Source organism: Hwanghaeella sp. (assembly GCF_965227365.1).
Taxonomy (GTDB): domain Bacteria; phylum Pseudomonadota; class Alphaproteobacteria; order UBA8366; family Aestuariispiraceae; genus Hwanghaeella.
Genome location: NZ_OZ245754.1, coordinates 4784551 through 4808731, shown reverse-complemented (window position 1 = coordinate 4808731; position 24181 = coordinate 4784551). Strand labels below are relative to the sequence as shown.

Here is a 24181-nt window from a genome sequence, read left to right as displayed (position 1 = left end):
TCGATCTGTTCCTGAAGAGACGCCGCCTCATCGCCCGTGGCGCTCTGCAATCGCGATTGCAGGGTCGACAATTCGTTTTCCATCGCCCCCAAGCGCCGTTCGGCGCGTTGCACTTCGCGCTCCTCCGAAGCCGCCATGTTGGAGATTGATTGTTTCACATCCGCCAGGACAGGTTGGAAGTCATTCGCGGTGGAGACGATCTTGACCTCTCCTTCCGTGCCGACGATGGACCCGACACCGCGGACCGGGACTTCCTCAACCTGTGTCATCTTCCCCTTCAGGAAAATGTCCGCATCGTCCGATAACGTCATTTCAATCGGAATGGTTTTGCCCACGACGCTGGGATCGGCCAGGGCGATTTCCCGCAATTGGAAGGGCGCGCCCGAGGACAGCAATTCCGTCAGCGGGCGACTTCGTCGACCGCTCGGTGCGCTCGGAAATTCCGCACGCAACGCATCGAACGCAACGCTGCGGAAGTTTCCGCCGCCGATATCGCTGGCATCGATGTCTTCGGCCGAAAAAGTGACGTCCAGGGTCAACTTGGATTGAACGAAGGCGCCCAGACCGGAGGAAATGATCGTCGTGAACAGGACGACCAGAGTGAGCATGGCGAAGCCGATGGCGGCGAGGCCGTAGAACTTGAAACGGGCTTCCTTGCCGTAACGACGCTTCAGGCCTTTTTGAACGGCTTCGGCAATCCCTTTTTTGGAACCGTCCGCGCCCATCGTATCTGTCAGTTCAGCCATTGTATTGCTCTCTCGATCCGTATCCGTCTGTCTTCGTTGCGAACGGCACCGGGCGTTTCAATCAGTCGTATTGCTCGCGATATTTGCGGACGACATGCAGGGCGACGATGTTCAGGCACAGGGTGATGAAGAACAGCACCAGCCCAAGCGCGAAGGCCGCGAGTGTCTTGGGACTATCGAATTCCTGGTCGCCGACCAGCAGTGTCACGATCTGCACCGTCACCGTCGTCACGGCGGCGAAGGGGTTTGCCGTCAGGTTCGCGGCAAGGCCGGCGGCCATCACCACGATCATGGTCTCGCCGATCGCACGGCTGACAGCCAGCAGGATGGACCCGACAATCCCCGGCAAAGCCGCGGGCAGGATCACCTGGCGGATCGTTTCCGATTTCGTCGCACCCATCCCATAGGACCCTTCGCGCAACGATCGCGGGACGGCCGTAATGACATCGTCGGACAGACTGGAAACAAATGGAATGATCATGACGCCCATGACGAGGCCGGCGGCAAGCGCGCTTTCCGAGGCGACCTCCAGGCCGATCGACTCACCGATATTGCGGACCACCGGGGCCACGGTAAGCGCGGCGAAGAACCCGTAGACCACGGTCGGGATACCGGCCAGGATCTCCAGGATCGGCTTCACGATGGAACGGAATTTCGGGGTCGCGTATTCCGCCATGTAAATGGCCGACATCAGCCCGACCGGCACCGCGACAAGCATGGCGATGAAAGTGATCAGCAAGGTGCCGGCGAAAACCGGGATGGCGCCGAACGCGCCGGAGGATCCGACCTGATCGGCGCGCAGGGCGGTCTGCGGCGACCATTGCAGGCCAAACAGGAATTCTTGAAAGGGAACCTGCAGAAAGAAGCGCCAACTTTCGAACAACAGCGACAGGACGATGCCGATGGTGGTGAAAATCGCGATCATCGACGCCGCGATCAGCAGCAGCATGATGATCCTTTCGACCGAGTTCCGCGCGCGCATTTCGGGCATCACCCGTGCCCGCGCCAGGAACCCGCCGACGACACCGACGGAGAGCGTCAGGACCGTCATGATAATGAAGCTGGTCGATTTCAGCGACGCGTAACGATCGGCGGCGGCAAGCGTATCCGGGTCGACGCTCTCGCGCGTGAAATCACCGGTGGCCAGGTTCCGGATATCGTTCAGCAGCAGGCCGAGCTCGTTTTCGGGCAGCGCCTGTTGCGCTTCCGGCAAGCTGGAGATGACCATGCCGGTAATGATCGGGTTTTGCGCGATCAGCCATACGGCCAACAACAGGAAAGCGGGAAGAGCACACCAAAGGGCGGTGTAGGTGCCGTAATAGCCGGGACGCGAGTGCAGTTCCCTGGCACGGCCGCTGGTCTGCCCCAGCGCATAGGACTGCCCCAGTTTGTACCAGACGGTGGCCAGCACAAGCACGGCCAGGATTACAGCAAAGACGGTCATTTGTGCCCCACTCGCCCCGCATAACGCTTTGGCCCTATGATCTGGCCAACGCGCGGCGCTTCGCCTTAATTCATCCGGCTTGTATGCCGGCGTGTTACACTCGCCCGAATTCCCAATCGTATCTTTGCAATGCCCGCGCTGGTTTTCCCGAGTTCGAACCAGCCGGCTTTTCGGATTGGAAAATCGCCCCCGGTATGGCGCCGCGATCCGGCCCCGAATTGCGATAAATTGACAAACAAATACATGTATCGGCGGAAGCGGCGGGCCGGCGCAAATGGCGCCGGCCCTACGCAACCAAGTCTTAGAAAACGAGCGGGGTCAGACCCTTCGCCGCGCCTTTGTACTGTTCACGCTCGGCCTTCGGCATCGGGATCAGGCCCTTGTCGGCCAGGTATCCTTCGTCGCCCCAGGCATTTTCGCTGGTGAACTCGGCGAGATATTCCTCGATACCCGGAATGACGCCGATATGAGCTTTCTTGACGTAGAAGTACAGAGAACGGGAAACGCCGTACTTGCCGTCCGCGATGTTTTCGAAGGTCGGTTCGGACCCTTCGACGACAGCACCTTTGATCTTGTCGGAGTTCTGATCGAGGAAGGAGAAACCGAAGATACCGAACGCGTTCGGGTTGGCTTCCAGCTTCTGGACGATCAGGTTGTCGTTCTCACCGGCTTCGATGAACGCACCGTCTTCACGAATGGAATGGGCGATGGCGCCGAAAGCCTTCTTGTCCTTCTTGCGAAGGGCGGCGAGGGCTTCAATCTTCTTCGCGCCGCCTTCCATGGCCAGCTCGACGAAGGCGTCACGCGTACCGGAGGTCGGGGGCGGACCCAGGACTTCGATCGCGCTGTTCGGCAGCGACGGATCGATATCGCTCCATTTCTTGTTCGGGTTCGGGATCATGTTGCCGTCGGCATCCGGAATTTCCTTGGCGAGCGCCAGGAAGATCTGTTCCTTCGTGATCTTCAGGTCCGTGGCGGACTTGGCGTTGCCGATGACGATGCCGTCATAGCCGACTTTGATTTCGACGATGTCCGCGACACCGTTCTTGCCGCAAAGCTCGACTTCCGACTTCTTGATGCGGCGCGAGGCATTGGTGATGTCCGGATGCTCAACGCCGACGCCGGCGCAGAACAGCTTCAGACCGCCACCGGAACCGGTGGATTCGACGACCGGCGTCTTGAAGCTGGAGGTCTTGCCGAAATTTTCGGCGACCGCGGTAGAGAACGGGAAAACCGTGGAAGAACCGACGATGCGGATCTGGTCGCGGGCCTGGGCGGTGCCGGCAAGGGCTACAACGCCGAGCGCCGCAACGGCGACTGTCTTAAGAAGAGGATTCATGGAATGGACCCCAGAGTTTAGTGTGGATAGTGTGCCTGGTCATGAGCGGACAGGTAGGAAAGATAGCTCCGACTTTTTCTTCGTTCGTGTAGGCACGCCACGATGTCTTCGCTACGTCACCTGCCGTTCGGCCCACGCTCTACCGTGGGAGCGCGACTTTAATATGTATGTTTTGTTACAGTTTTATTGCGCTGGGGCCGGATTCGGCAAAAATCGATAAAAAAGATATTTGTCTATACAGATTATCGGACTCTTTGAAATATGTGGAACGTATGTAGCGTTTTCGCGGTTCATTTCTTCCAGACAGGAAATGATATAGTAAAGGTACTGCCGTAGGACGGTTTCGATGTGATCGTCAATTTGCCCCGATGACGGTTCACGATGTGCTTCACAATCGCCAATCCAAGGCCCGTTCCACCCATCTCGCGTGAGCGCGCGGCATCCACCCGGTAGAAGCGTTCAGTCAGTCTGGGCAGATGTTCGCGCGGGATTCCCTGCCCATGGTCGCGGACGCTGAGCTCCACCATTTCCCCGTTGACCGCGGCGCGGACATGTACATCGGTATTCTGCTCGCCATATTTCAGCGCGTTGTCGATCAGGTTCTGCAGGACCTGGGTCAACTGATCCTCGTCGCCCGCGACCGGCGGCAGGTTCGCCGGCGCCTCTATCACTACCTTCATGTTGCGATCACGCGCTTTGATCGCCAAGCCGTCACTGACTTTCTGCGCGATCAGGGGAAGGTCGACCCGGCCGCGGGGTACGCTGTGCTCCTCCATCTCGATCCGGGAGAGCGACAACAGATCGGCGATCAGCCTGTACATGCGGTCGGCCTGTTCCTGCATGATGCCGAGGAACCGCGCCTGTGCCTCCATATCGTCGCGGGCCGGTCCGCGCAGGGTTTCGATGAACCCGATCAGACTGGTCAGCGGTGTGCGCAACTCGTGGCTGACATTGGCGACGAAATCCGCGCGCAACTGTTCGGTCCTCAGGACCGGCGTAATGTCCAGCATCATGATAAGCGCCGCCGGCACCCCACCGTCTTCGGTCTCCTCGAATTCCGACGCGGCGTCCTGTTTCACCGGTTCGACCTGGACCAGGTAGGCGCGTTCTACCGGCACGGGCAGTTCAAGCCGCATGCTCAGGCTTTTCCCGTCCGTGATGGCCTGGGCCACGGTCGTAAGAAGTTCCGGCTGTCGGAATCCGTCGGAAAACTCCCGCCCGTTCAGATCCTTGCCGATCAGCGACGTGCCCGCCGCATTTCCGCGCAGAACCCGAAGATTGACATCGACCAGATACAGCGGCGCGGGAAGGCTTTCGACCAGCGCTTCGGCCGCAGTGTGTTCGAGGGCGGCCTGTTTCAGCGTAACCTGGGCCGCCTCCAATTCGTCACGGACCTGCCCCAGGCGCCTGCGCGCCTTTGCGTCGCGCTTGCGCATGATCAACCAGGCAACCAGCCCAGATGCGCCGACGCCAATCGCCAATCCGGCCAAAAAAGTTTCGTTCACCGTTCAATCCTTACCCGGCCGGGGCACCCGGCCTGTCAGACAAAACAGACATATATGGCGAACGTTACGGATTTTGGAAATTTCCTCAGCGGATCGAATCATACCCCGCAAGGGCGGCGATGCTGACACAATCGTTGACGCTGGCGCCCAAGGGGACGATCTGCGCCGATTTCGTCAGGCCGCGCAGCATCGGGCCCAGGATCGTCCCGCCGCCGACCTCCTTCAGCATGCGCGTGCTGATATGGGCGGAATGCAGCGCCGGCATGACCAGCACGTTGGCGGCCCCCGACAGACGGCAGAACGGATACAATTCCTTCATCAGATCGGAATTGAGGGCCGCGGTCGCGGACATTTCCCCGTCATATTCGAAATCGATGTCACGGTCGTCCAGGATGCTCACCGCCTCACGCAGGCGATCGTCGTTTTCCAGCATCGGATTACCGAAGGTCGAATGCGAGAGGAAGGCCACGCGCGGTTCATGCCCCATCTTGCGGGCGTATTCGGCCGCCTCTACCGCGATATCGGCCAGTTCTTCCGGGGTCGGCACCGTATGGATATTGGTGTCGGCAATGAAATAGGTGCGCCCGCGAACGATCGCGACCATCAGGCCCATCACCCGCTCGCCCGGGACCGGATCGATGATCTGGGTGATCGCGTCATAGCAGACCGAAAAACTACGGGTCAGCCCGGTGACCATGGCATCGCCATCGCCCATCGCCACCATGCAGGCCGCGAAGATGTTCCGGTCCTGGTTCACCATGCGCTGGCAGTCGCGGTAGAGGAAGCCCTGGCGCTGCAACCGCTTATAGACGAAGTCCGTATACCGCGTATTCTCGCGCGACAGGCGCGCGTTATGGATCTCGATCCCGCCCAGCGAGCCCAGGCCCAGCGTCGATACCATTTCCTGAATCCGGTCTTCCCGGCCGATCAGCACCGGCGTGCCGTAGCCTTCGCTGCGGAAGGCAATGGCCGCGCGGATGGCGCGTTCCTCCTCCCCTTCCGCGAAGATGACACGACGCGGATTGGCCCGGACCTTGTCGAAGATCAGGTTTAGCATCGACGCCGTCGGATCGAGGCGCGATTTCAATTCCGACCGATAGGTCTCGATATCGATGATCGGCCGTGTCGCGACACCGGAATCCATCGCCGCGCGGGCGACCTTTTCCGGCACGGCGACGATCAGACGCGGGTCGAACGGCACCGGAATGATGTATTCCGACCCGTAACGCAGCCGCCGACCGCCATAGGCCGCCGCCACTTCGTCCGGCACGTCCTCGCGGGCCAGTTCGGCAATCGCCTCGGCCGCCGCGATCTTCATCGCGTCGTTGATGGTCGACGCGCGCACGTCGAGCGCGCCGCGGAAAATATAAGGGAACCCCAGAACGTTGTTGACCTGGTTCGGATAGTCCGATCGGCCGGTCGCGACGATGGCATCGCTGCGCACGGTTTTCACTTCGTCCGGCGTGATTTCCGGATCCGGGTTCGCCATCGCGAAGATGATCGGTTTTTCACCCATGCTTTCGACCATGGCGGGCGTCACCGCGCCCTTGACCGACAGGCCGAAGAAGACGTCGGCCCCCTTCATCGCGTCTTCCAGCGTCCGCGCGTCGGTCTTCGCCGCATGGGCGGACTTCCATTGGTTCATGCCCTCTTCACGGCCTTGATAGATGACGCCCTTACTGTCGCACATGACGACATTGTCGGCCCCCATACCCATCGCCTTCACCAGTTCGACGCAGGCGATCGCGGCGGCGCCGGCCCCGTTCACCACCAGTTTCGTCGTCTTGATGTCGCGACCCGTCAGATGCAGGGCGTTGATCAAGCCGGCGGCGGCGATGATGGCCGTGCCGTGCTGGTCGTCATGGAAGACCGGGATGTTCATCACTTCACGCAGGCGCTGTTCGATGATGAAACATTCCGGCGCCTTGATGTCTTCCAGATTGATGCCGCCGAAGCTCGGCCCCAGGAAGCGAACGCAGTTGACGAATTCGTCCACGTCTTCGGTATCCAGCTCGAGGTCGATGGAATCGACATCGGCGAACCGTTTGAACAGCACGGCCTTGCCTTCCATCACCGGCTTGGAGGCGAGCGCCCCAATATTGCCGAGGCCGAGCACCGCGGTGCCGTTCGAGATGACCGCGACCATGTTGCCGCGCGCCGTGTAATCGTACGCCGCCGTGGGGTCTTCGGCGATCCGCAGGCAAGGCACCGCCACGCCCGGGGAATAGGCAAGCGAGAGCTCGCGTTGCGTGGTCAGCGGCTTGGTCGGCGTGACCTCCACTTTGCCGGGCCTGCCGGTCGCATGGAACTGCAACGCTTCCTGATCGGTGATGCGGTCGCTTGCCATTTTGGGGAACCCCTCCGTCGGACTTTCTAAGTTTGTTCAGTTACTTCAATAAAGCCGAGGGTCGCGCCCGGTTGCAAGAACAGCGTTGGATGGGTAGAGCCCCATGAACGGTGCCGGCCGGACGACCCTGGCAGCGACCAATTGTACACCGTCACTGAATGTGTAGTCTCCAAAGACCATGCCTGAAGCCCAAGACGAAGCCTTGACCAAGACCGCACAAAAAGACCGGCAATCGGCCAAACCCGCCAAGGTTACGCCGATGATGGAACAGTATCTTTCCATAAAGGGCGCAAATCCGGATTGCCTGCTGTTCTACCGGATGGGCGATTTCTACGAATTATTCTTCGAGGACGCGGTCCAGGCAGCGGCGGCCTTGGACATCACGCTGACCAAGCGCGGGCATCATGACGGCCAGGATATTCCGATGTGCGGCGTGCCCGTGCATGCGGCCGAGACCTATCTGTCGCGGCTGATCCGCAAGGGGTTCCGCGTCGCCGTCTGCGAACAGACCGAGGACCCGGCTGAGGCGAAAAAGCGCGGCTCCAAATCGGTCGTCGCGCGCGACGTCGTCCGCGTCGTGACCCCCGGCACCCTGACCGAAGACACCCTGCTGGATGCACGCAGCAACAATTATCTCGCCGCGCTGGCCCAGGTGGGCGGGGGGGCGAGCGGCGGCATGGCGCTGGCCTGGCTCGACGTCTCGACCGGCGATTTCCGTGTCCAATCGGTCGTGGACGGGTCGGTCGCCGCCGTCCTCTCCCGCGTGAACCCGGGTGAACTGCTGGTGCCCAAGCGCCTGACCGAACGGCAGGACCTTTACGATCTGTTTGCCGACTGGCGCGACGAGCTTGCGATCCAGGCGGACAGCCTGTTCGACTCTGTCAACGCGGAGAAGCGGCTGAAGGAACAATACGGCGTCGCCGCCCTGGACGCTTTCGGTGACTACGAGCGCGCGGAATTGAGCGCGGCGGGCGCGCTTCTGGACTATGTTCGGCTGACCCAGGTTGGCAAGGTGCCGCACCTGTCCCCGCCACGGAAGCTGAATGCGGGCGCGATCATGGAGATCGATCAGGCGACCCGCCGGAACCTGGAATTGACCCGTACCTTGTCCGGCGATCGGGCCGGCAGCCTGCTGGACACGATTGATCGGACCGTCACCGGCGGCGGCGCCCGCCTGTTGGCGAACCGCCTGTCCGCCCCCCTGACTGACCGGCAGGCGATCGAGGCGCGCTACGACGCCGTCGGTTTCTTCCTGGAACAGGCCGCCTTACGGGACGATTTGCGGGCCGTGCTGCGCGGTGCACCGGACCTTGAACGCGCCCTCTCACGCATCACCGTCGGCCGGGGCGGCCCGCGGGACCTGGCCGCCATTCGCGACGGTTTGGGCCTGACGGCCTCGATCAAGGATCTATTGGGCAAAAATGCGCCTCTGCCCGCCCTGCTGGCTGAGGCTGAGCGCGACCTCGGCGTGCACGACGTGCTCGTCGACCGGTTGACCCGCGCGCTGGCCGATGACTTGCCGCTGATCACCCGGGACGGCGGTTTCATCCGGGCGGGCTATGCCCCGCATCTGGACGAGGTCCGAAACCTGCGTGATCACAGTCGCAAACTCATCGCCGGGCTGGAAGGCCGTTACCGCCAAGAGACCGGGATCGACAATCTGAAGATCAAGCACAACAACGTGCTGGGTTACTTCATTGAGATTTCGTCCCGCCATGCGTCGCGCATGGGCGATGCGTTCATCCACCGCCAGACCATGTCCAACGCCATGCGCTATTACTCCCCCGAATTGGGTGATTTGGCGCGGTCGATCTCTGAAGCCGGCGACAAGGCGCAAGCGCTGGAACAGGAATTGTTCGACGACCTGATCGGCGAAGTGACCGCGCGGGTGGCGGAAATCGGCCTCGCCGCCGCGGCGCTGGCCGGGCTCGACTGGGCCGCGGCCCTGGCGGATCTGGCCGAGGAGCGACGCTACGCCCGCCCGAAAGTGACAGACGATCTCAGCTTCCGCATCGTCGGCGGTCGACACCCGGTGGTCGAAGCCGCCCTTGCCCGCGATGGCGAGCAGCCCTTCGTCGCCAATGACTGCGACCTGTCGCGCGATCGGCATCTATGGCTGCTGACCGGCCCGAACATGGCGGGTAAGAGTACCTTCCTGCGCCAGAACGCGCTGATCGCTGTTCTCGCTCAATCGGGCGCTTTCGTGCCGGCGGAAGAAGCGGAGATCGGCGTGGTCGACCGCCTGTTCAGCCGGGTCGGCGCGTCGGACGATCTCGCCCGCGGCCGGTCCACCTTCATGGTCGAAATGGTGGAGACCGCGACGATCCTGAACCAGGCTACCGAACGATCCCTGGTGATCCTGGACGAAATCGGCCGCGGCACGGCCACTTTCGATGGGTTGTCTATCGCCTGGGCCTGCGTCGAGCATCTGCACGATGCGGCCAGGTCCCGTGCCCTGTTCGCGACCCACTATCATGAATTGACCGCACTCGCCGAACGGCTGCCGTCCTTGGCGCCGCATTGCATGCGCGTCAAGGAATGGCAGGGCGAAGTGGTGTTTCTGCATGAGGTCGCCGCCGGCGCGGCGGACCGGTCCTACGGTATCCATGTCGCGCGGTTGGCGGGCCTACCCGCCCCGGTCGTCGCCCGGGCGGAAGAAGTGTTGCATACCCTGGAGCGCGGCGAACAATCGGGCGCCGTGACCCGTCTGATCGACGACCTGCCGCTGTTTCAGGCCGCCGCACAGCCGAAAACCGCGCCCGGCGAGGCGGCCGACACCGCCCCGCATCCGGCGCTGGAGGTTCTGGAGGGCATAGACCCGGACGACCTGACGCCGCGCGAAGCCCTTGATGCGCTGTACCGCTTGAGCCGAATGCTGAAGGATGCCGATTGACTGGTCGCTCTTCGTAATCCCTTAACCTATCCAGTTTAGAACGACTCTCGCCAAAATCCTCTCAGTCGACTAGGTTCCCTGCATGGATATCACGGGAATTGAAAAACGCCGGCAATTGATCGACCGTCGCGCCCTGGCGCAGGCGGTGGAGACTTTGTTCGCCGAGGGGCTGAAGGAATCCGCCCGCAAGCCGAAATTGCTCGCCTTGTACAAGGATGCGCTCGCCAAAGGCCAGGCCGAGGTCCAGCGCCGTTTCTTCGAGAGCCACGACGGGGCGAAGGCGGTCCTGTCCTATGCCTATCTGATCGACCAGTTGATCCGCGTCATCCATGACACGGCGTCGACGCATATGTATCCGACAGCCAATCCTACGAACGCGGAAAAGCTTTGCATTCTTGCCGTCGGCGGATATGGCCGTGGCGAGCTGGCTCCCTATTCGGATATCGATCTTCTGTTCGTGCACGAGTATAAGATATCCCCCCGCGTCGAACAGGTGGTCGAGGAAGTCCTTTACACATTATGGGATGTGGGACTGAAGGTCGGCCATGCGACCCGGTCGGTGGATGAGTGCATGCGCCAGGCGAAGGCGGATGTCACCATCAAGACGGCGATGCTCGAGGCGCGTTATGTCTGGGGTGAAAAGAACCTTTTTGCCGCGTTTCAGAAAGCCTTCAAGAAGGATGTCCAGGCCGGAACAGGCTTTGCCTTCCTGGAAGCGAAACTGGCCGAGCGCGACGCACGGCACGAGCGCATGGGCGACAGCCGCTATGTGCTGGAGCCGAACATAAAGGACGGCAAGGGCGGACTACGCGATCTTCACACGCTCTATTGGGCGGCGAAGTATCTCTACCATGTCGGCGACATTTCGGAACTGGTGAACCAGAAGATCCTGACCAAGGCGGAAGCGACCCGCTTCGCCAAGGCGCAGCAGTATCTGTGGACACTGCGTTGCCATCTTCATTACCTGACCGACCGGCCGGAAGAGAGGCTGACCTTCGACGTCCAACCGGAACTGGCGCGCCGCATGGGATACACCGACCATGCCGGGACCAGTGGCGTCGAACGTTTCATGAAACACTATTTCCTGATCGCCAAGGATGTCGGCGATCTGACCCGTATCTTCTGCGCCGCCTTCGAAGCGCAGCATCAGAAGAAACCGCTTTTCAGCCTGTCCAAACTGCTCAGCGCCAGCGAGGTTGCCGGGTTCGCGAATGAAAGCGGGCGGCTGAACGAATTGACCCGGGGGCATTTCCGGAAAACACCGGTCGATATGCTCCGCATATTCAAGGTCGCGCACGAAAACAGGATGTCGATCCATCCGGACGCCCTGAAATCCATTACCCGAAATCTGAAATATGTGAACAAGAAGTTTCGTGAAGACCCGGCGGCGAACGCCATCTTCATGGATATCCTGACCTCCAAGATAAATCCGGAGGGCACCCTTCGGCACATGAACGAGTGCGGACTGTTCGGTAAGTTCATTCCCGATTTCGGGCGCGTCGTCGCGCAGATGCAATACGACATGTATCATGTCTACACGACCGACGAGCACACCATTCGCGCCATCGGCATTCTCAACCGTATTGAGAACGGCGAATTGGCCGAGGATCATCCCCTCGCGACGAAACTGATGCCGACCATCCTGTCGCGTGAAGTTCTCTACGTGGCGGTCTTTCTGCACGACATTGCCAAGGGTCGCGGCGGCGACCACTCGGAACTCGGCGCTGAGGTTGCAAGGAGCCTTTGCCCACGCCTTGGATTGTCTGATGAGCAAACGGAAACGGTCGCTTGGCTGGTGCTTCATCACCTCGCCATGTCGAACACCGCTTTCAAACGCGACATCGACGACCCGAAAACGGTGATCGATTTCGTCGATCTGGTGCAATCGCCAGAACGCCTGCGACTGTTGCTGTGTCTGACCGTCGTCGACATCCGGGCTGTCGGGCCGAACGTCTGGAACAACTGGAAATCCAGCCTGTTGCGTGACATGTATTACCGCGCATTCGATTTCATGACCGAAGGCCTGGACGGCCTGGGCCGCGCCAAACGTGTTACGGCGGCCCGTGATAGGCTGGTGCAACTGCTCGACCACTGGCCGGAGCATGAGCGCGAGCGGCATATCGACCGACTGCCTGACGGGTACCTGCTGGCCTTCGACGCGGAACTGTTGCTGCGCCATTCCGACGTGATCCGGGAGGCGGAATTGCGGCAGCAGACCCTGGCCCTGGACATCCAGGTGCTGTCGTCCCGGGACGCAACCGAAATCACCATCTTCACCGAGGACCATCCCGGCCTTTTCGCCCGTCTGTCCGGGGCCTTGGCCGTTTGCGGCGCCAGCATCGTCGACGCCCGCATTGCCACATTCAAGGACGGTACGGCTCTCGATGTCTTCACCGTGCAGGATGCAGCCGGCGGCGGCGCGTTCAAATCGTCGTCCAAGCTTGCACGGCTGTCGGTGATGGTCGAACAGGTTCTCTCCGGCCGGGTCCGTCCGCTTGAGGAGTTGGACCGCAAGGCCTCCCATATCCCCAGCCGCATGGAAATCTTCTATGTCGCCCCACGCGTGCTGATCGACAACAAGGCGTCCAACACCCATACGGTGATCGAGGTCAACGGCCGCGACCGCCCCGCGCTGGTCTACCGACTGACGACGGCACTGTTCCGCATGGGGATACAGATTACCTCCGCGAAGATCTCCACCTATGGCGAACAGGTCGTTGACGTCTTCTACGTCAAGGACGTCTTCGGCATGAAGATCACGCATGAGACAAAATTGAAGGAGATCCGCCAGGGTTTGTTGGACGTTTTGGAAATCGCCGGTCCCGGCGGAATGGTCGGTGACATGGAAGCACCGAAATCCGGCACCAAAACTACCGCGCAATCCCCAACCAAAGCCGCGGGCAAACCGGCATCAAAAACCGCGTCCAAAACCAGCTCAAAATCCGTCGTAAAATCCGCCCCGAGTGCCGCCGCGGAATAGGGCCGGTCCGGGCAAATCCAGTCGAAGCGCGAGCGCCCAGGCCTCGCCCATACTTTCGCCTTCTTTGTGCCCTTTGATCTTCTTTAGAATTCGGGAATCCCGTAAAGAGACCGGTTATGCAACTCGTCCGTTCCATCGCGACCGTCGGCGGCTGGACCATGACCAGCCGTGTCCTGGGTTTCGTCCGGGATGTCCTGATCGCCCAGATCCTGGGCGCCGGGATGATCGCGGACGCCTTCTTCATCGCCTTCAAATTCCCAAACCTTTTCCGGCGTCTGCTGGGCGAAGGGGCCATGAACGCCGCCTTCGTGCCGCTCTACGCACGGCGCCTGGAAGGTGAAGGAAAGCAGGCCGCGGACGCTTTCGCGGCCGATGTCGCCGCCGTGCTTACCGCCTGGACCCTGGTCCTTACCGTCATCGCGATGGCGGCCATGCCCTGGATAATGACCATCCAGGCCGCAGGATTTCTCGACGAGCCGGAGAAATTCGACCTGACTGTTGAATTGGCCAGGATAACCTTTCCCTATCTGCTGTTCATGGTGCTGTCGGCGATGATGTCGGGCATGCTGAACTCGGTCGGCAAATTCGCGGCCGCCGCCGCCGCGCCGGTCATCCTCAACCTCGTCTTCATCACCACACTGATCCTGATCCATATCCACGTCCTGACCCTGCCGGGCCATGCGCTGGCGGTCGCCGTCGCGATCGCCGGGGCCCTGCAATTCGCCATGCTGGCCCATGCCTGTCACAAGGCGGATATCATGGTTCCCCTGCCCCTGCCCCGCCTGACCCCGGGCGTGAAACGGCTGTTGCTGCTGATGGCGCCTGGGATACTCGGCGCGGGCGTCGTTCAGATCAACGTCATGGTGGGTGACCTTCTGGCGACCCTATTGCGCCAGGGATCCGTCTCCTTTCTCTACTACGCCGACCGTGTGAATCAGTTGCCGCTGGGCGTGGTGGGCGTCGCTGTGGGCGTCGCCCTGCTGCCGCTGCTGTCGCGGCAGTTGCGCGCCGGACAGCATTCCGCGGCGATGTACAGTATGAACCGCGCCATCGAGGTGACCCTGCTGCTGACACTGCCTGCGGCGACGGCCCTTATCGCCATTCCCTGGCCCATTGTTTCGACGCTTTTCGAACGCGGGGCCTTCAGTGCGGAATCGGCCTTGGCCACGGCGGATGCCTTGCGCGCCTTCGCCATCGGTCTGCCGGCCTATGTGCTGATCAAGGCCCTGACCCCCGGTTTCTTTGCCCGCGAAGACACGAAGACACCGGTGAAGATCGCAACCGGTGCGGTCATCCTGAATCTGATCCTGGCGGTCATTTTGATGCAGATCCTGGCCCATACCGGTATTGCCCTGGCAACCGCGATCTCCGCCTGGGCCAATGCCGGCTTCCTCGCCTTCCTGCTGCACCGGGACGGACACTTTCAGCCGGACAAGCGATTGGCCAGGTCGGTCCCGCGCATCCTTTTCGCCGCCATCGTCATGGCCTTAGCCCTGTGGGCCGGGGCGGACCATTTCAGGGACTGGTTCCTGGCCGGCTTCGGGCGGAAATTCGCCGCCCTGGGTGGATTGATCCTGACCGGCGTCGTGCTGTTCTTCGGATTGGCCCAGCTTACCGGCGGTACCGATCTGCGTGAGGTCGCCCGGCAGTTGCGCCGTCGCCGCTAGGGCCGGCTGCGTCCGGACCCGGCGCGGGTTGTTCCGGCCGTCGGTCCCTCCCGACCGCCCGTCCATCTTGACCGTCTTGCTTGACCGTCTTGCTTGACCGTCTTGGCCGCGCGCCGCATAACCCCGCGGGAGAGCCAGAGACGGCCCGTTCGGGCCGTTTTCATATCCCGGCCTTCGATCAACAATTAAGGAATCGTGTTTCGGACAGCCCGGTTCGCCGGCGCACCGCGACCAAATGGAGCGTTTTGACCATGACCACCGCGACCAATGTGGAAAATCGGATCTTTTCCGGTATTCAGCCGACGGGGAACCTGACCCTCGGCAATTATCTGGGCGCGATCCGGAACTGGGCCGCCCTCCAGGATGATTTCGAATGCATTTACTGCCTGGTCGATATGCACGCGATCACGATCTTCCAGGACCCGAAGGAATTGAGCCGGAATACGCGAGAGGTTGCAGCCGGCCTGCTCGCCTGCGGCATCGATCCGAAAAAACACATCCTGTTCAACCAGTCGCAGAACCAGGATCACGCCGAACTGGCTTGGGTCTTCAACTGCGTCGCGCGCATGGGTTGGTTGAGCCGGATGACCCAGTTCAAGGAGAAAGCCGGCAAGAACCGGGAGAACGCTTCCACGGGCCTGTTTGTATACCCGAACCTGATGGCGGCCGATATCCTGGCCTACAAGGCGACCCACGTCCCCGTCGGCGAGGACCAGAAACAACATCTGGAACTGGCCCGCGACATTGCCGCCAAGTTCAACAACGATTGGGAAAAGCCGGATTTCTTCCCGCTGACCGAACCCTTGATCCTGGGTGCGGCCACCCGGGTCATGTCCCTGCGCGACGGCACCAAGAAAATGTCGAAATCCGACCCGTCGGATATGAGCCGCATCAACATGACCGACGGACCGGACGCGATCGCGCAGAAGATCCGCAAGGCGAAGACCGATCCAGATGCCCTGCCCAGCGAGAAGGCGGGCCTGGAAGGCCGTCCGGAGGCTCAGAATCTGGTTAACATTTATGCCGCGCTTCGCGGCATGGAGGTCGATGCGGCCTTGGAGGAAGTGGGCGGCAAGCAGTTTTCCGAATTCAAGCCGATCCTGTCGGATGTCGCGGTTTCGGTGCTGGGCCCGATCGGGGAGGAGATGCAGCGGCTGCTGCAGGATGTCGCCGAGATCGATCGGATCCTGTGTGAAGGGGCCGAACGGGCGCGCGCCATCACCAACCCGATCCTGCGGGAAGTGCGGGAAATCATCGGCTTCATCCAGTAGGGTGGCCCATCGCATGTCACACTGTGCAATACCGGCGTAAATCAGCGTTGGTATTGCAAGTGACGTGTCGAACCCTCACGTAAGTCAGGTCATGATGGATAGATTAGCTCTTGGCGAACGCCTGCGCGCGCTGCCCCGGCCGGAAGGCCGTACGGCGCGTTTGACCCTGGGAACCCTGGCGGCGATCGTCGTCCTGGCATTGCTGTATTACCCGATCGGCATGCTGATGGTGCACCGGATCGACGACGACACCACCATGATCGCCGACGCGCCGCAGGGAGGATCGGAAGCGGTTGCCATGACGGTCCGCCTGATCGAGCGGGAGACGCGCGATCACCCCTGGACGCCGATGGCCCCGTTCTTCATGCCGTCCGCCGCCCTGGACAACATGCCGAACTTCCAAACCGGCATCCGTGACGCGCTTTCGCGATTCACCATTGAATTGACCGACCAGATCGGCCGCGTGCGTGGATCCAGCGCCGCCGATTCCGACCTGGAAGCGGCAACCGGTTTCCTGAAATACGCGCCGGATGTCTGGTACTACAATGTTTCGGAATCGCTGCTGCCGCAGCGCAGTTCGGCGGAACAGTACCGCAATGCCGCCAAGGCCTTGCGGGCCTATAACCTGCGCCTTTCGGAAGGAAATGCGGTATTCGAGCGCCGCGCAGACAATCTTCTGGCAACGCTGGATCGATTCTCGGCGGACCTCGGCTCGGCTTCCGCCGCGATCGGCGATGCGCTGGAAGAATATTCCGCCTTCTCGATCTATGCGGACGACGTCTTCTATCACAACAAGGGGCGGCTCTACGGCTACTACATGCTGTTGACCTCCCTGCAGGCGGACTTCCAGAACATCATCGCGGAAAAGGAAGTTGCCTCGCTTTGGGCCCAGATGCTGGCATCGCTCAACGCCGCGGCAACGATGGACCCGCTTATCGTCATTAACGGAAGCCCGGACGGCTTGATCCTGCCGAGCCATTTGTCGGCGCAAGGCTTCTATCTTCTGCGGTCGCGCACCCAATTGAAGGAAATCATCAACGTCCTGCTGAAATAGGATGAGGCACCGCGCGTCCGCCGCGCGCCCGATATCGACCGGCCGGCGCGCGCAATCCACTTTCCATTGCGCAGTTTCCCTGCGCTGGTAAATTAATCCTGACATGAGAAACTTTCGGCGGCGTAAAATGCGCTGGAATGGAAGTTCGTGAATGGGGCAAGGAAGGGTCGCATGACCCAGATGGACAGCGATAACGCAGGCCGCCCGTCATCGGGCGGCGGCAATGGGGCACCGGGACCGGAGCGGGTCTTCCTCGTCGTTGTCGACGAATCGGAAGAAATGCCCGTCGCCCTTAAATTCGCCTGCAAGCGCGCGAAGAAGACCGGCGGCCGCGTTGCCTTGCTGCATGTGGTTCAACCGACCGAGTTCGTCCATTGGCTGGGCGTCGAGACCTTGATGCGGGAAGAAAGCCGCGAACAGGGCGAGGCCTTGCTTCAGAAATATGCCGCCGAGGTCAATCGCTCGACCGGTGAGCCGGCCATCCTGATCGTGCGTGAAGGTGACGAGGCGCAACAGGTCGCCGCGGTCCTCAAGGAAGACAAGACGATTTCGATTCTCGTCCTGGCCGCGAGCACCAGTTCGGAGGGCCCGGGGCCCGTCGTCAGCCATTTGACCGGCAAGGAACTGAGCAACCTTCGGATACCGATCACCATCGTTCCCGGCTGCCTGTCCGATGACGAGTTGGACGCGATTACCTGACCCCACCGGCCATGTCCCGCCCTTGAAGCAGCGGCCTGCGGCAAGACTCAAATGTGGTAAAATAGTAGTCTTTGGCGGTTATCCACAGGCTGTCACAGGTCTTGTGTCGCCCATCCGCAACAGAACAGGGGTTGAACCTTAACGATTCCTAAACCATCTTCCCTTTCGAGAGATAGGTGGGATTTTAGGTAATGTTTATCCAAACCGAACAAACACCGAATCCGGCGACCCTGAAATTCATCCCTGGAAAGCAGGTGATGGAAGAGGGGACCCTGGATTACGCCACGGCCGAGGCCGCCGATGGTGAATCCCCCTTGGCCGAGCGTCTGTTTCAGGTCGACGGCGTGCGCGCTGTGTTTTTCGGCAACGACTTCATCACGATCACCAAGGCCGATACGGTCGAGTGGTATGAACTGAAGCCCGCCGTTCTCGGCACGATCATGGAACACTTCACGGCCGGCCGGCCCGTCTTGTACGAAACAGCCGCTGCGCCGGAACCTGTTTTTGATCAAGAGGACAATGAGATTGTCCGCCAGATCAAAGAACTGTTGGACACCCGTGTCCGTCCCGCCGTTGCTCAAGATGGCGGCGACATCGTCTTCCACGGGTTCGAACAGGGCGTTGTTTACTTGACGATGCGTGGCGCGTGCGCGGGTTGTCCCAGCAGCACGGCGACGCTTAAGATGGGGATTGAGAATATGCTCCGACACTACATTCCGGAAGTGTCGGAAGTCCGGGCGGCCGTTTAAAGCGCCGCTGTGCCCTGATCGGGCCATTCGCAGAAAGCGAATCGAGACATATTCCAGCAGTTGCCCGGCGAGAACGCCCGCAACCAAGACCCTGGCAAAAACATTGATGAGTTGCGCCCTCTGGCTTTCGAGCCGGGGCCATCACGGGACGCCGAGCCACAGGCGGCTTCCCGAGTACCCGCGGCAAACTGGGGAGTGGTCGCGGTCAGGTACTGAAAATAGGGGACGCCCGGAGGGGCCTGTCGGAAGAGGAGCCGACTGGTGGAGCGTCCAGGACCGCAATTTCGCCACAAAAACGGCGAACGGTCTGTCTAAGAGAGTAGGCGAGGGTGGTATGAAAGATATCTTCAAATCGGCCATGTCGGGCCGGGCGTCATGGTACATGATTGCCTCTGGCGCGGTACTGGCCGCCATTTTGGTCCTGAATCCGCCGGAAGGCCTTCAGACCAAGGTCGCAAAACCTCAAGCAGTGGCCGTTGTTCGGGTAACGCCGCCGTCATTGCCGAAAGCCCCGGTGGATGTCGCCGCGGCAACGGTCGATCGGCTGATCGCGCGGTTCGACAGCATCGGTTACGACCTGTCCAAGATCCGGGCCGGTGAAACGGTGGTGCCGCGAGTGCTGCCGGACGCAATCCCGAAGGACATGGCGACCATCGAGCAAGTGGACCGAAAGAAGGCCACCTTCGTACGGATGGTGCTGCCGATGGTTCTGGTAATCAATGAATCGATTCGCACAGACCGGGCGCGGGCACTGTCGATGCAGGACCGTGTCGAAGCGGGCGCCACCCTTTCCGATCGGGAACAGGCCTGGCTCACCGATCGCTTCAAGGAATACAAGACCGAGTTCGGCGATTTCCAAACCCTGCTGCGGCGCATGGACGTGGTTCCGCCGTCTCTGGCGCTCGCCCAGGCGGCGATCGAAAGCGGTTGGGGTACATCCCGTTTCGCCCGCAAGGGCAATGCCCTGTTCGGTCAATGGACCACGGACCAGTTCGAAGGCATCGTTCCGAAGGATCGGGAAGAGGGAAAGACGCATAAGATCCGCGCCTTCCACGCGCCGATCGATAGTGTCGCGTCCTACCTCCGCAATCTGAACACCCACCGCGCCTACAAGGGCTTGCGCTTGGCGCGGGAGAAATTGCGCACGCAGCAGAAACCGCTCGACAGCATGATCCTCGCAGGCACGCTCGATTCCTACTCGGAAAAGGGCCAGGAATATGTCGGTCTGGTGCAGAGCATCATCCGGGTCAACAAACTGACCCATTTCGACCGTGCACGCCTTGCGGAGACCCGGCCGCGGGTTGGCCCGCGCGCCTGACCAGTCAAAGTACGGAGGGTACACCGACCGTCCGATTGGAAAATGGGGCTGAATAGGAAATGGGGGCGTCCGCCCCCATTTTCATTTCCGTATCAAGCCAGAGCGCCACGCGCCGGTCACGGTGCCGCCACGTAATACTGCATGCCAAACCAGCGCCATCTGCCATTCGGCCCGGGAGCCGTGCAGTTGATCCGATTGCGCCCTTCCGGAAACGGCTCGGCGAATCGGATTTCGATCCGGCTGTCGCCCAGCTTTTCCATTTCCGTCAGACGGCCGAAAGAGGAATGGTAGCAGGCAATGCCATCCGCTTCGCCTCGTTTCGCCGGCAAGGTGAAGCCGAAATTGGGTGGATTCTTTTCCAATGTCGGGTTGGCGGGCAGCACATCGGTCAAGGCCAGCGGAAGCGTGTTGATCACCTGCCGGAACCGATCCGCGCCGCCGAAGGACATATTGATCGGGAACCGCGGCAGATACAGCATGTCCGCTTGAGGATAGAGCGGCCCGGATTGCTGCCCGAAGGCCACGTCGAACCCCGCCGCGGAAACGACGCCTTTCACCGCGTCGCTCGCCTCACCATACGGATAAGCGAAGAATCGCGGTTTGACGCCGATCTCGCTCGCGATCCGCAGGGTCGATTCCATGACCTCGTTTCGATTTTCCTCGATATCCGCGTCGACCATATGCAAATGGCTGACCGTATGCGCCTCGATCGCGGCCCCGCCTTTCTGCATTTCCCTGAGATGATCCCAGGTCATGATCCCGGGCGCACCGCTATCCACACCGCCGGTCGATACGAAAACAGTGAAAGGCAGCCCGGCCTCCCTGAATTTCGGCCAGGCGACATCGTAAACCGAGCGATAAGCGTCATCGATCGTGATCGCGACGGCCCGGTCCGGTAACGGTGTTCCGGCGCGAAGGGCGTCGATCATCTCGGCCAGCGGCATCACCGTGTAGCTGCCCGACTGCAGTTCGCGGATATGTTCGTCCAACTGCTCGACCGAAACGCTCGTTGACGGAAAGGCAGCCTCACCAAACCGGTGATACATGATCACAACGCCTGAATTTGCCGCCCAGGCGGGAGACAATGCGACACTCGGCGTCGCGGCAAGAAATCCAGCAAGTATGGCAAGCATACAGGCAAGCCGGCCCCGGGCTCGCCATGGCCGGGAAATGCGGCGGCAAGTCTGCTCAAAGTAAAAAATGACCCTCTCCATGAAACGGAGGGAAGGGCAATTATCGGTTTTCAGTCAAGTGAATCCTGACATTTGACCGTCATTTCATCCCGCATTTGCAGCTAATTCTGCAGATCGCACTCGCCCGCATCTTGTCTGGCTAGGGCCGATCGGTCACTGTCCGCCCGCCGGACGGCGGCTGTCCCGGCGGAATTCCAACAACGAAAGAAGCCTACGGAAACAAATGCGCCTGCTGGTTCTGGATTGTGCCGCCAACGCCTGTGCGGCCGCCATACTCGACGACGATCGCGACCTGGCCTCACTGTCCGAGCCAATGATGCGCGGGCATGCCGAGAGAATCGCGCCGATGCTGGCGGACTGCCTTGCCGCTGCGGCAATGGAGGCGGACGCGTTGGATGCGGTCGCCGTCACCGTCGGGCCCGGTGCCTTCACGGGCATCCGTATCGGCTTGGCCGCCGCGCGCGGGTTTGCGCTGGCCGCGGATCTGCCGATCCTGGGCGTGAATTGCTTGGAAGTCGCCGCAGCGTCGTTTCGAAGCCAAAGTCCGGTCCTTGTGGCGTTGGAAACGAAACGGTCGGATTTCTACCTGCAAGCCTTCGACCTGAGCGGCGACGCCCTGACGGAACCGGCAGCCTTGCTTGCCGCGGATATCGGTACCTATCTGCCTGCGGCCGGGGTCGGGCCGGACGGATGGCCCGTGACCGGCGACGGCGCCGCCAGGCTCGTGGCGGAAGCGGAGAAAGCCGGCTTTCCTCTACACAATGCGGCAACCGTCGTGGGTAACAGCGCAGTGACGGCGGGGCGCATCGCGATGACCCGTGCCGCTCGGGATGGACTCCCCGGCCCCTCTGATCCAGGCCCTAAGCCGCTCTATCTGCGCCCGCCCGACGTGAACCTTAAACCCGCCGTTTCGCCGCTCGGCCCGGCGCGGGCACAACATTCCGGGCCATCGGACCATGGAAACTGACACACCGGTCGTACGGCCTGCCACCGCGGCCGATATCGACGCCATGGGCCGCCTGTTCGAAGACGCCTTCGACGAGCCCTATGGTGTTGCCGCCATCTCGGATCTGTTGAAGCCGCCTTCCGCCTGGGGACTTCTGGCGGAAGGCCGGGAATCCGACGGCATGCGGCCCGTCGGCTACCTCATAGCGTCATCCGCCGCAGACGAGGCCGAGATCCTTTCCATCGGTGTCTCGACTTCGTACCGGCAACGAGGCGCCGGCAAGGCATTAATCAACTTTTTATTGCTGCTCGCCCGGTCCAAAGGTGCCGAAAAAATTTTCCTGGAAGTTGCCGCGGATAATCAGGCCGCTATCGCGCTTTACGAAGCCGCAGGGTTCGAAAGAGTCGGATTACGGCGGAATTACTACAAAAGACGGGGGGGCGCTTTCATTGACGCCCTGATTCTACGGCGCGATTTGACTTGATCCGGTACAGGAATACCCGGTCGATTTGTGGGACTCGCATGAAGCGTCCAGCTTTTCTTGAAGACTCTCTAGAATTGTTGCTACAGTCCCCTGGCAATGTACTTGGGATGACCAATTTATTGTTGGGATAATACCTTCAAAACCGCCGTAATATGGCCCTTTACTTAAGAAAAGCCGGCGGCGGACAAAACCGGCATGTTTGGTTGGTCGATAAACAAAAAGCCCGGGACAACGCAGTTGGGGACACAACGTTAGTCGCCTTTGGTCTTGGCGGCGTTAATGAGGATTAATCGACTATGTCGGACTATGGGGAACAGAGTGCCGGTTCGGTAGACATGTTGGAACTGACGTCGCGGATCGTCGCGGCGCATGTCTCGAACAACACGGTCAGCGTCAATGATCTGCCGGGTTTGATTGAACAGGTCTATACATCGTTGAATCAGGTCGGCGGAGAGGAAATGGGCGGCGACGGACGTCCGTCACCCGCGATCCCGGTCAAAAAGTCCATCACGCCGGATTACATCATCTGCCTGGAAGACGGCAAAAAACTGAAGATGCTGAAACGGCATCTGAAGACCGCCTATGACATGACGCCCGAGGAGTATCGGGAACGCTGGAATCTGCCGCCGGACTATCCGATGGTCGCGCCGAACTACGCCAAGCAGCGCAGCCGGTTGGCCAAAAAGATCGGCTTGGGGACACGTCCACGCGCCGGGCTTTGACCGCCGGCGCGAACGCGCATCGGGAACCGTTATCCGGCCTTCGCCCGGCTGCTGCTTCTGGAAAGCCGCCGGGTAAGCCGGATTTTCTGCACCTGCGGGCGGCCGGACAAGCATTAGGGACTGGACGAATAGGGCGTAGCGCCCGAAAATGAGCGCCACGAAAATAAGGCTGCGCGCAGGCATGGGGGCAGCCGGGTCAAACCGGCGACAGGGTGGTATATGAGTACTTCGGACGAGTTGAACCGCATCGAGCAGCTCTGCGTCGACAAGGGCCTGAAAATGACGGGCCAGCGGCGCGTGATCGCGCAGGTTATCGCGGAATCCGACGATCACCCGGATGTCGAACTACTGCACCAACGCGCCAGTGCGCTGGATGAGCGGATCAGCATCGCGACCGTCTACCGCACGGTTCGGCTGTTTGAAGAGTCGGGTATTCTGACACGGCATGATTTCGGCGACGGCCGCTCCCGTTACGAGGAAGTGGCGGAGGATCATCACGATCATCTGATCGATATCGATTCAGGCGAAGTGATCGAATTCACCAACGAACAGATTGAAAAGCTGCAGCAGGTGGTTGCGAAGGAGTTGGGATACCGTCTCGTCGACCACCGACTGGAGCTTTATGGCGTCAGGCTGGACAAGCCGAGCAAGAAATAGGGCCCTTGCGGGCGCGCGGTGGCCTGACCACCTATACTGACATTGCAACGCGGGGGTGTTGCGGTGCAAGCGGTGCGGAAGAACGGATCGACTATCCGTCACGTGGGGCCGCTTCGGGCCCATGTACGGGTTTTATCGCTGAATCATGGCAGGCGACACGAAACGGT

General features: G+C 60.9%; 17 protein-coding genes and 1 pseudogene. 12 read left to right on the top strand and 6 right to left on the bottom strand.

Going from position 1 to position 24181, the window contains the following annotated elements; all coding sequences use genetic code 11:
• Positions 1 to 272: 272 nt before the first annotated feature.
• The 5 genes and pseudogenes from ACQK2G_RS22015 to ACQK2G_RS21995 form a co-directional block, all read right to left on the bottom strand.
• Positions 273 to 725, bottom strand: a pseudogene (locus tag ACQK2G_RS22015) (DUF3333 domain-containing protein); the annotation flags it as partial.
• An 82-nt stretch (positions 726 to 807) separates the two neighbouring features.
• Entirely contained in the window at positions 808 to 2190 is a 1383-nt protein-coding gene (gene pstC, locus ACQK2G_RS22010; RefSeq protein ID WP_425407186.1) for a phosphate ABC transporter permease subunit PstC, read from the bottom strand.
• 301 nt (positions 2191 to 2491) lie between these two features.
• Positions 2492 to 3529: a PstS family phosphate ABC transporter substrate-binding protein gene (locus tag ACQK2G_RS22005; protein ID WP_425407185.1), complete on the bottom strand. Its 1038-nt coding sequence runs from the start codon at positions 3527 to 3529 to the stop codon at positions 2492 to 2494.
• 290 nt (positions 3530 to 3819) lie between these two features.
• The gene (locus ACQK2G_RS22000) at positions 3820 to 5034 is read right to left on the bottom strand and encodes a sensor histidine kinase (RefSeq protein ID WP_425407184.1); all 1215 of its coding nucleotides are present in this window, start codon (positions 5032 to 5034) and stop codon (positions 3820 to 3822) included.
• Between the two features lie 85 nt (positions 5035 to 5119).
• On the bottom strand, positions 5120 to 7381 hold the full coding sequence (locus ACQK2G_RS21995) for an NADP-dependent malic enzyme (protein WP_425407183.1): 2262 nt from the start codon (positions 7379 to 7381) through the stop codon (positions 5120 to 5122).
• A 259-nt stretch (positions 7382 to 7640) separates the two neighbouring features.
• On the opposite strand from ACQK2G_RS21995, the gene mutS reads away from it, so the two are divergent.
• The 8 genes from mutS to ACQK2G_RS21955 all read left to right on the top strand — a co-directional run bounded on the left by mutS (position 7641) and on the right by ACQK2G_RS21955 (position 20012).
• A complete protein-coding gene (gene mutS / locus ACQK2G_RS21990) occupies positions 7641 to 10274 on the top strand; it encodes a DNA mismatch repair protein MutS (protein ID WP_425407688.1) in 2634 nt (877 codons plus the stop codon).
• A gap of 82 nt (positions 10275 to 10356) precedes the next feature.
• Complete coding sequence (locus ACQK2G_RS21985) at positions 10357 to 13254, top strand: [protein-PII] uridylyltransferase (protein ID WP_425407182.1); 2898 nt, start codon at positions 10357 to 10359, stop codon at positions 13252 to 13254.
• Positions 13255 to 13370: 116 nt separating this feature from the next.
• Entirely contained in the window at positions 13371 to 14921 is a 1551-nt protein-coding gene (gene murJ, locus ACQK2G_RS21980; RefSeq protein WP_425407181.1) for a murein biosynthesis integral membrane protein MurJ, read from the top strand.
• Between the two features lie 251 nt (positions 14922 to 15172).
• A complete protein-coding gene (trpS, locus tag ACQK2G_RS21975; protein WP_425407180.1) occupies positions 15173 to 16192 on the top strand; it encodes a tryptophan--tRNA ligase in 1020 nt (339 codons plus the stop codon).
• A gap of 91 nt (positions 16193 to 16283) precedes the next feature.
• A complete protein-coding gene (locus tag ACQK2G_RS21970; protein ID WP_425407179.1) occupies positions 16284 to 17246 on the top strand; it encodes a DUF2333 family protein in 963 nt (320 codons plus the stop codon).
• A 171-nt stretch (positions 17247 to 17417) separates the two neighbouring features.
• Complete coding sequence (locus ACQK2G_RS21965; RefSeq protein WP_425407178.1) at positions 17418 to 17945, top strand: universal stress protein; 528 nt, start codon at positions 17418 to 17420, stop codon at positions 17943 to 17945.
• A 191-nt stretch (positions 17946 to 18136) separates the two neighbouring features.
• On the top strand, positions 18137 to 18694 hold the full coding sequence (locus ACQK2G_RS21960; protein ID WP_425407177.1) for a NifU family protein: 558 nt from the start codon (positions 18137 to 18139) through the stop codon (positions 18692 to 18694).
• Positions 18695 to 19028: 334 nt separating this feature from the next.
• Positions 19029 to 20012 carry a glucosaminidase domain-containing protein gene (locus ACQK2G_RS21955; protein WP_425407176.1) on the top strand — a complete coding sequence of 328 codons (984 nt, stop codon included), beginning with the start codon at positions 19029 to 19031 and terminating at the stop codon, positions 20010 to 20012.
• A gap of 116 nt (positions 20013 to 20128) precedes the next feature.
• On the opposite strand, the gene ACQK2G_RS21950 is transcribed toward ACQK2G_RS21955, so the two are convergent.
• On the bottom strand, positions 20129 to 21145 hold the full coding sequence (locus ACQK2G_RS21950; protein WP_425407175.1) for a polysaccharide deacetylase family protein: 1017 nt from the start codon (positions 21143 to 21145) through the stop codon (positions 20129 to 20131).
• A 283-nt stretch (positions 21146 to 21428) separates the two neighbouring features.
• On the opposite strand from ACQK2G_RS21950, the gene tsaB reads away from it, so the two are divergent.
• The 4 genes from tsaB to ACQK2G_RS21930 all read left to right on the top strand — a co-directional run bounded on the left by tsaB (position 21429) and on the right by ACQK2G_RS21930 (position 24014).
• Positions 21429 to 22172, top strand: coding sequence for a tRNA (adenosine(37)-N6)-threonylcarbamoyltransferase complex dimerization subunit type 1 TsaB (tsaB, locus tag ACQK2G_RS21945; protein WP_425407174.1), 744 nt, complete (start codon positions 21429 to 21431; stop codon positions 22170 to 22172).
• Positions 22162 to 22635, top strand: coding sequence for a ribosomal protein S18-alanine N-acetyltransferase (rimI, locus tag ACQK2G_RS21940; protein WP_425407173.1), 474 nt, complete (start codon positions 22162 to 22164; stop codon positions 22633 to 22635). The genes tsaB and rimI overlap by 11 nt, the downstream gene beginning before the upstream one ends.
• A gap of 296 nt (positions 22636 to 22931) precedes the next feature.
• A complete protein-coding gene (locus ACQK2G_RS21935) occupies positions 22932 to 23357 on the top strand; it encodes a MucR family transcriptional regulator (RefSeq protein WP_425407172.1) in 426 nt (141 codons plus the stop codon).
• 219 nt (positions 23358 to 23576) lie between these two features.
• Complete coding sequence (locus ACQK2G_RS21930) at positions 23577 to 24014, top strand: Fur family transcriptional regulator (RefSeq protein ID WP_425407171.1); 438 nt, start codon at positions 23577 to 23579, stop codon at positions 24012 to 24014.
• Positions 24015 to 24181: the final 167 nt, after the last annotated feature.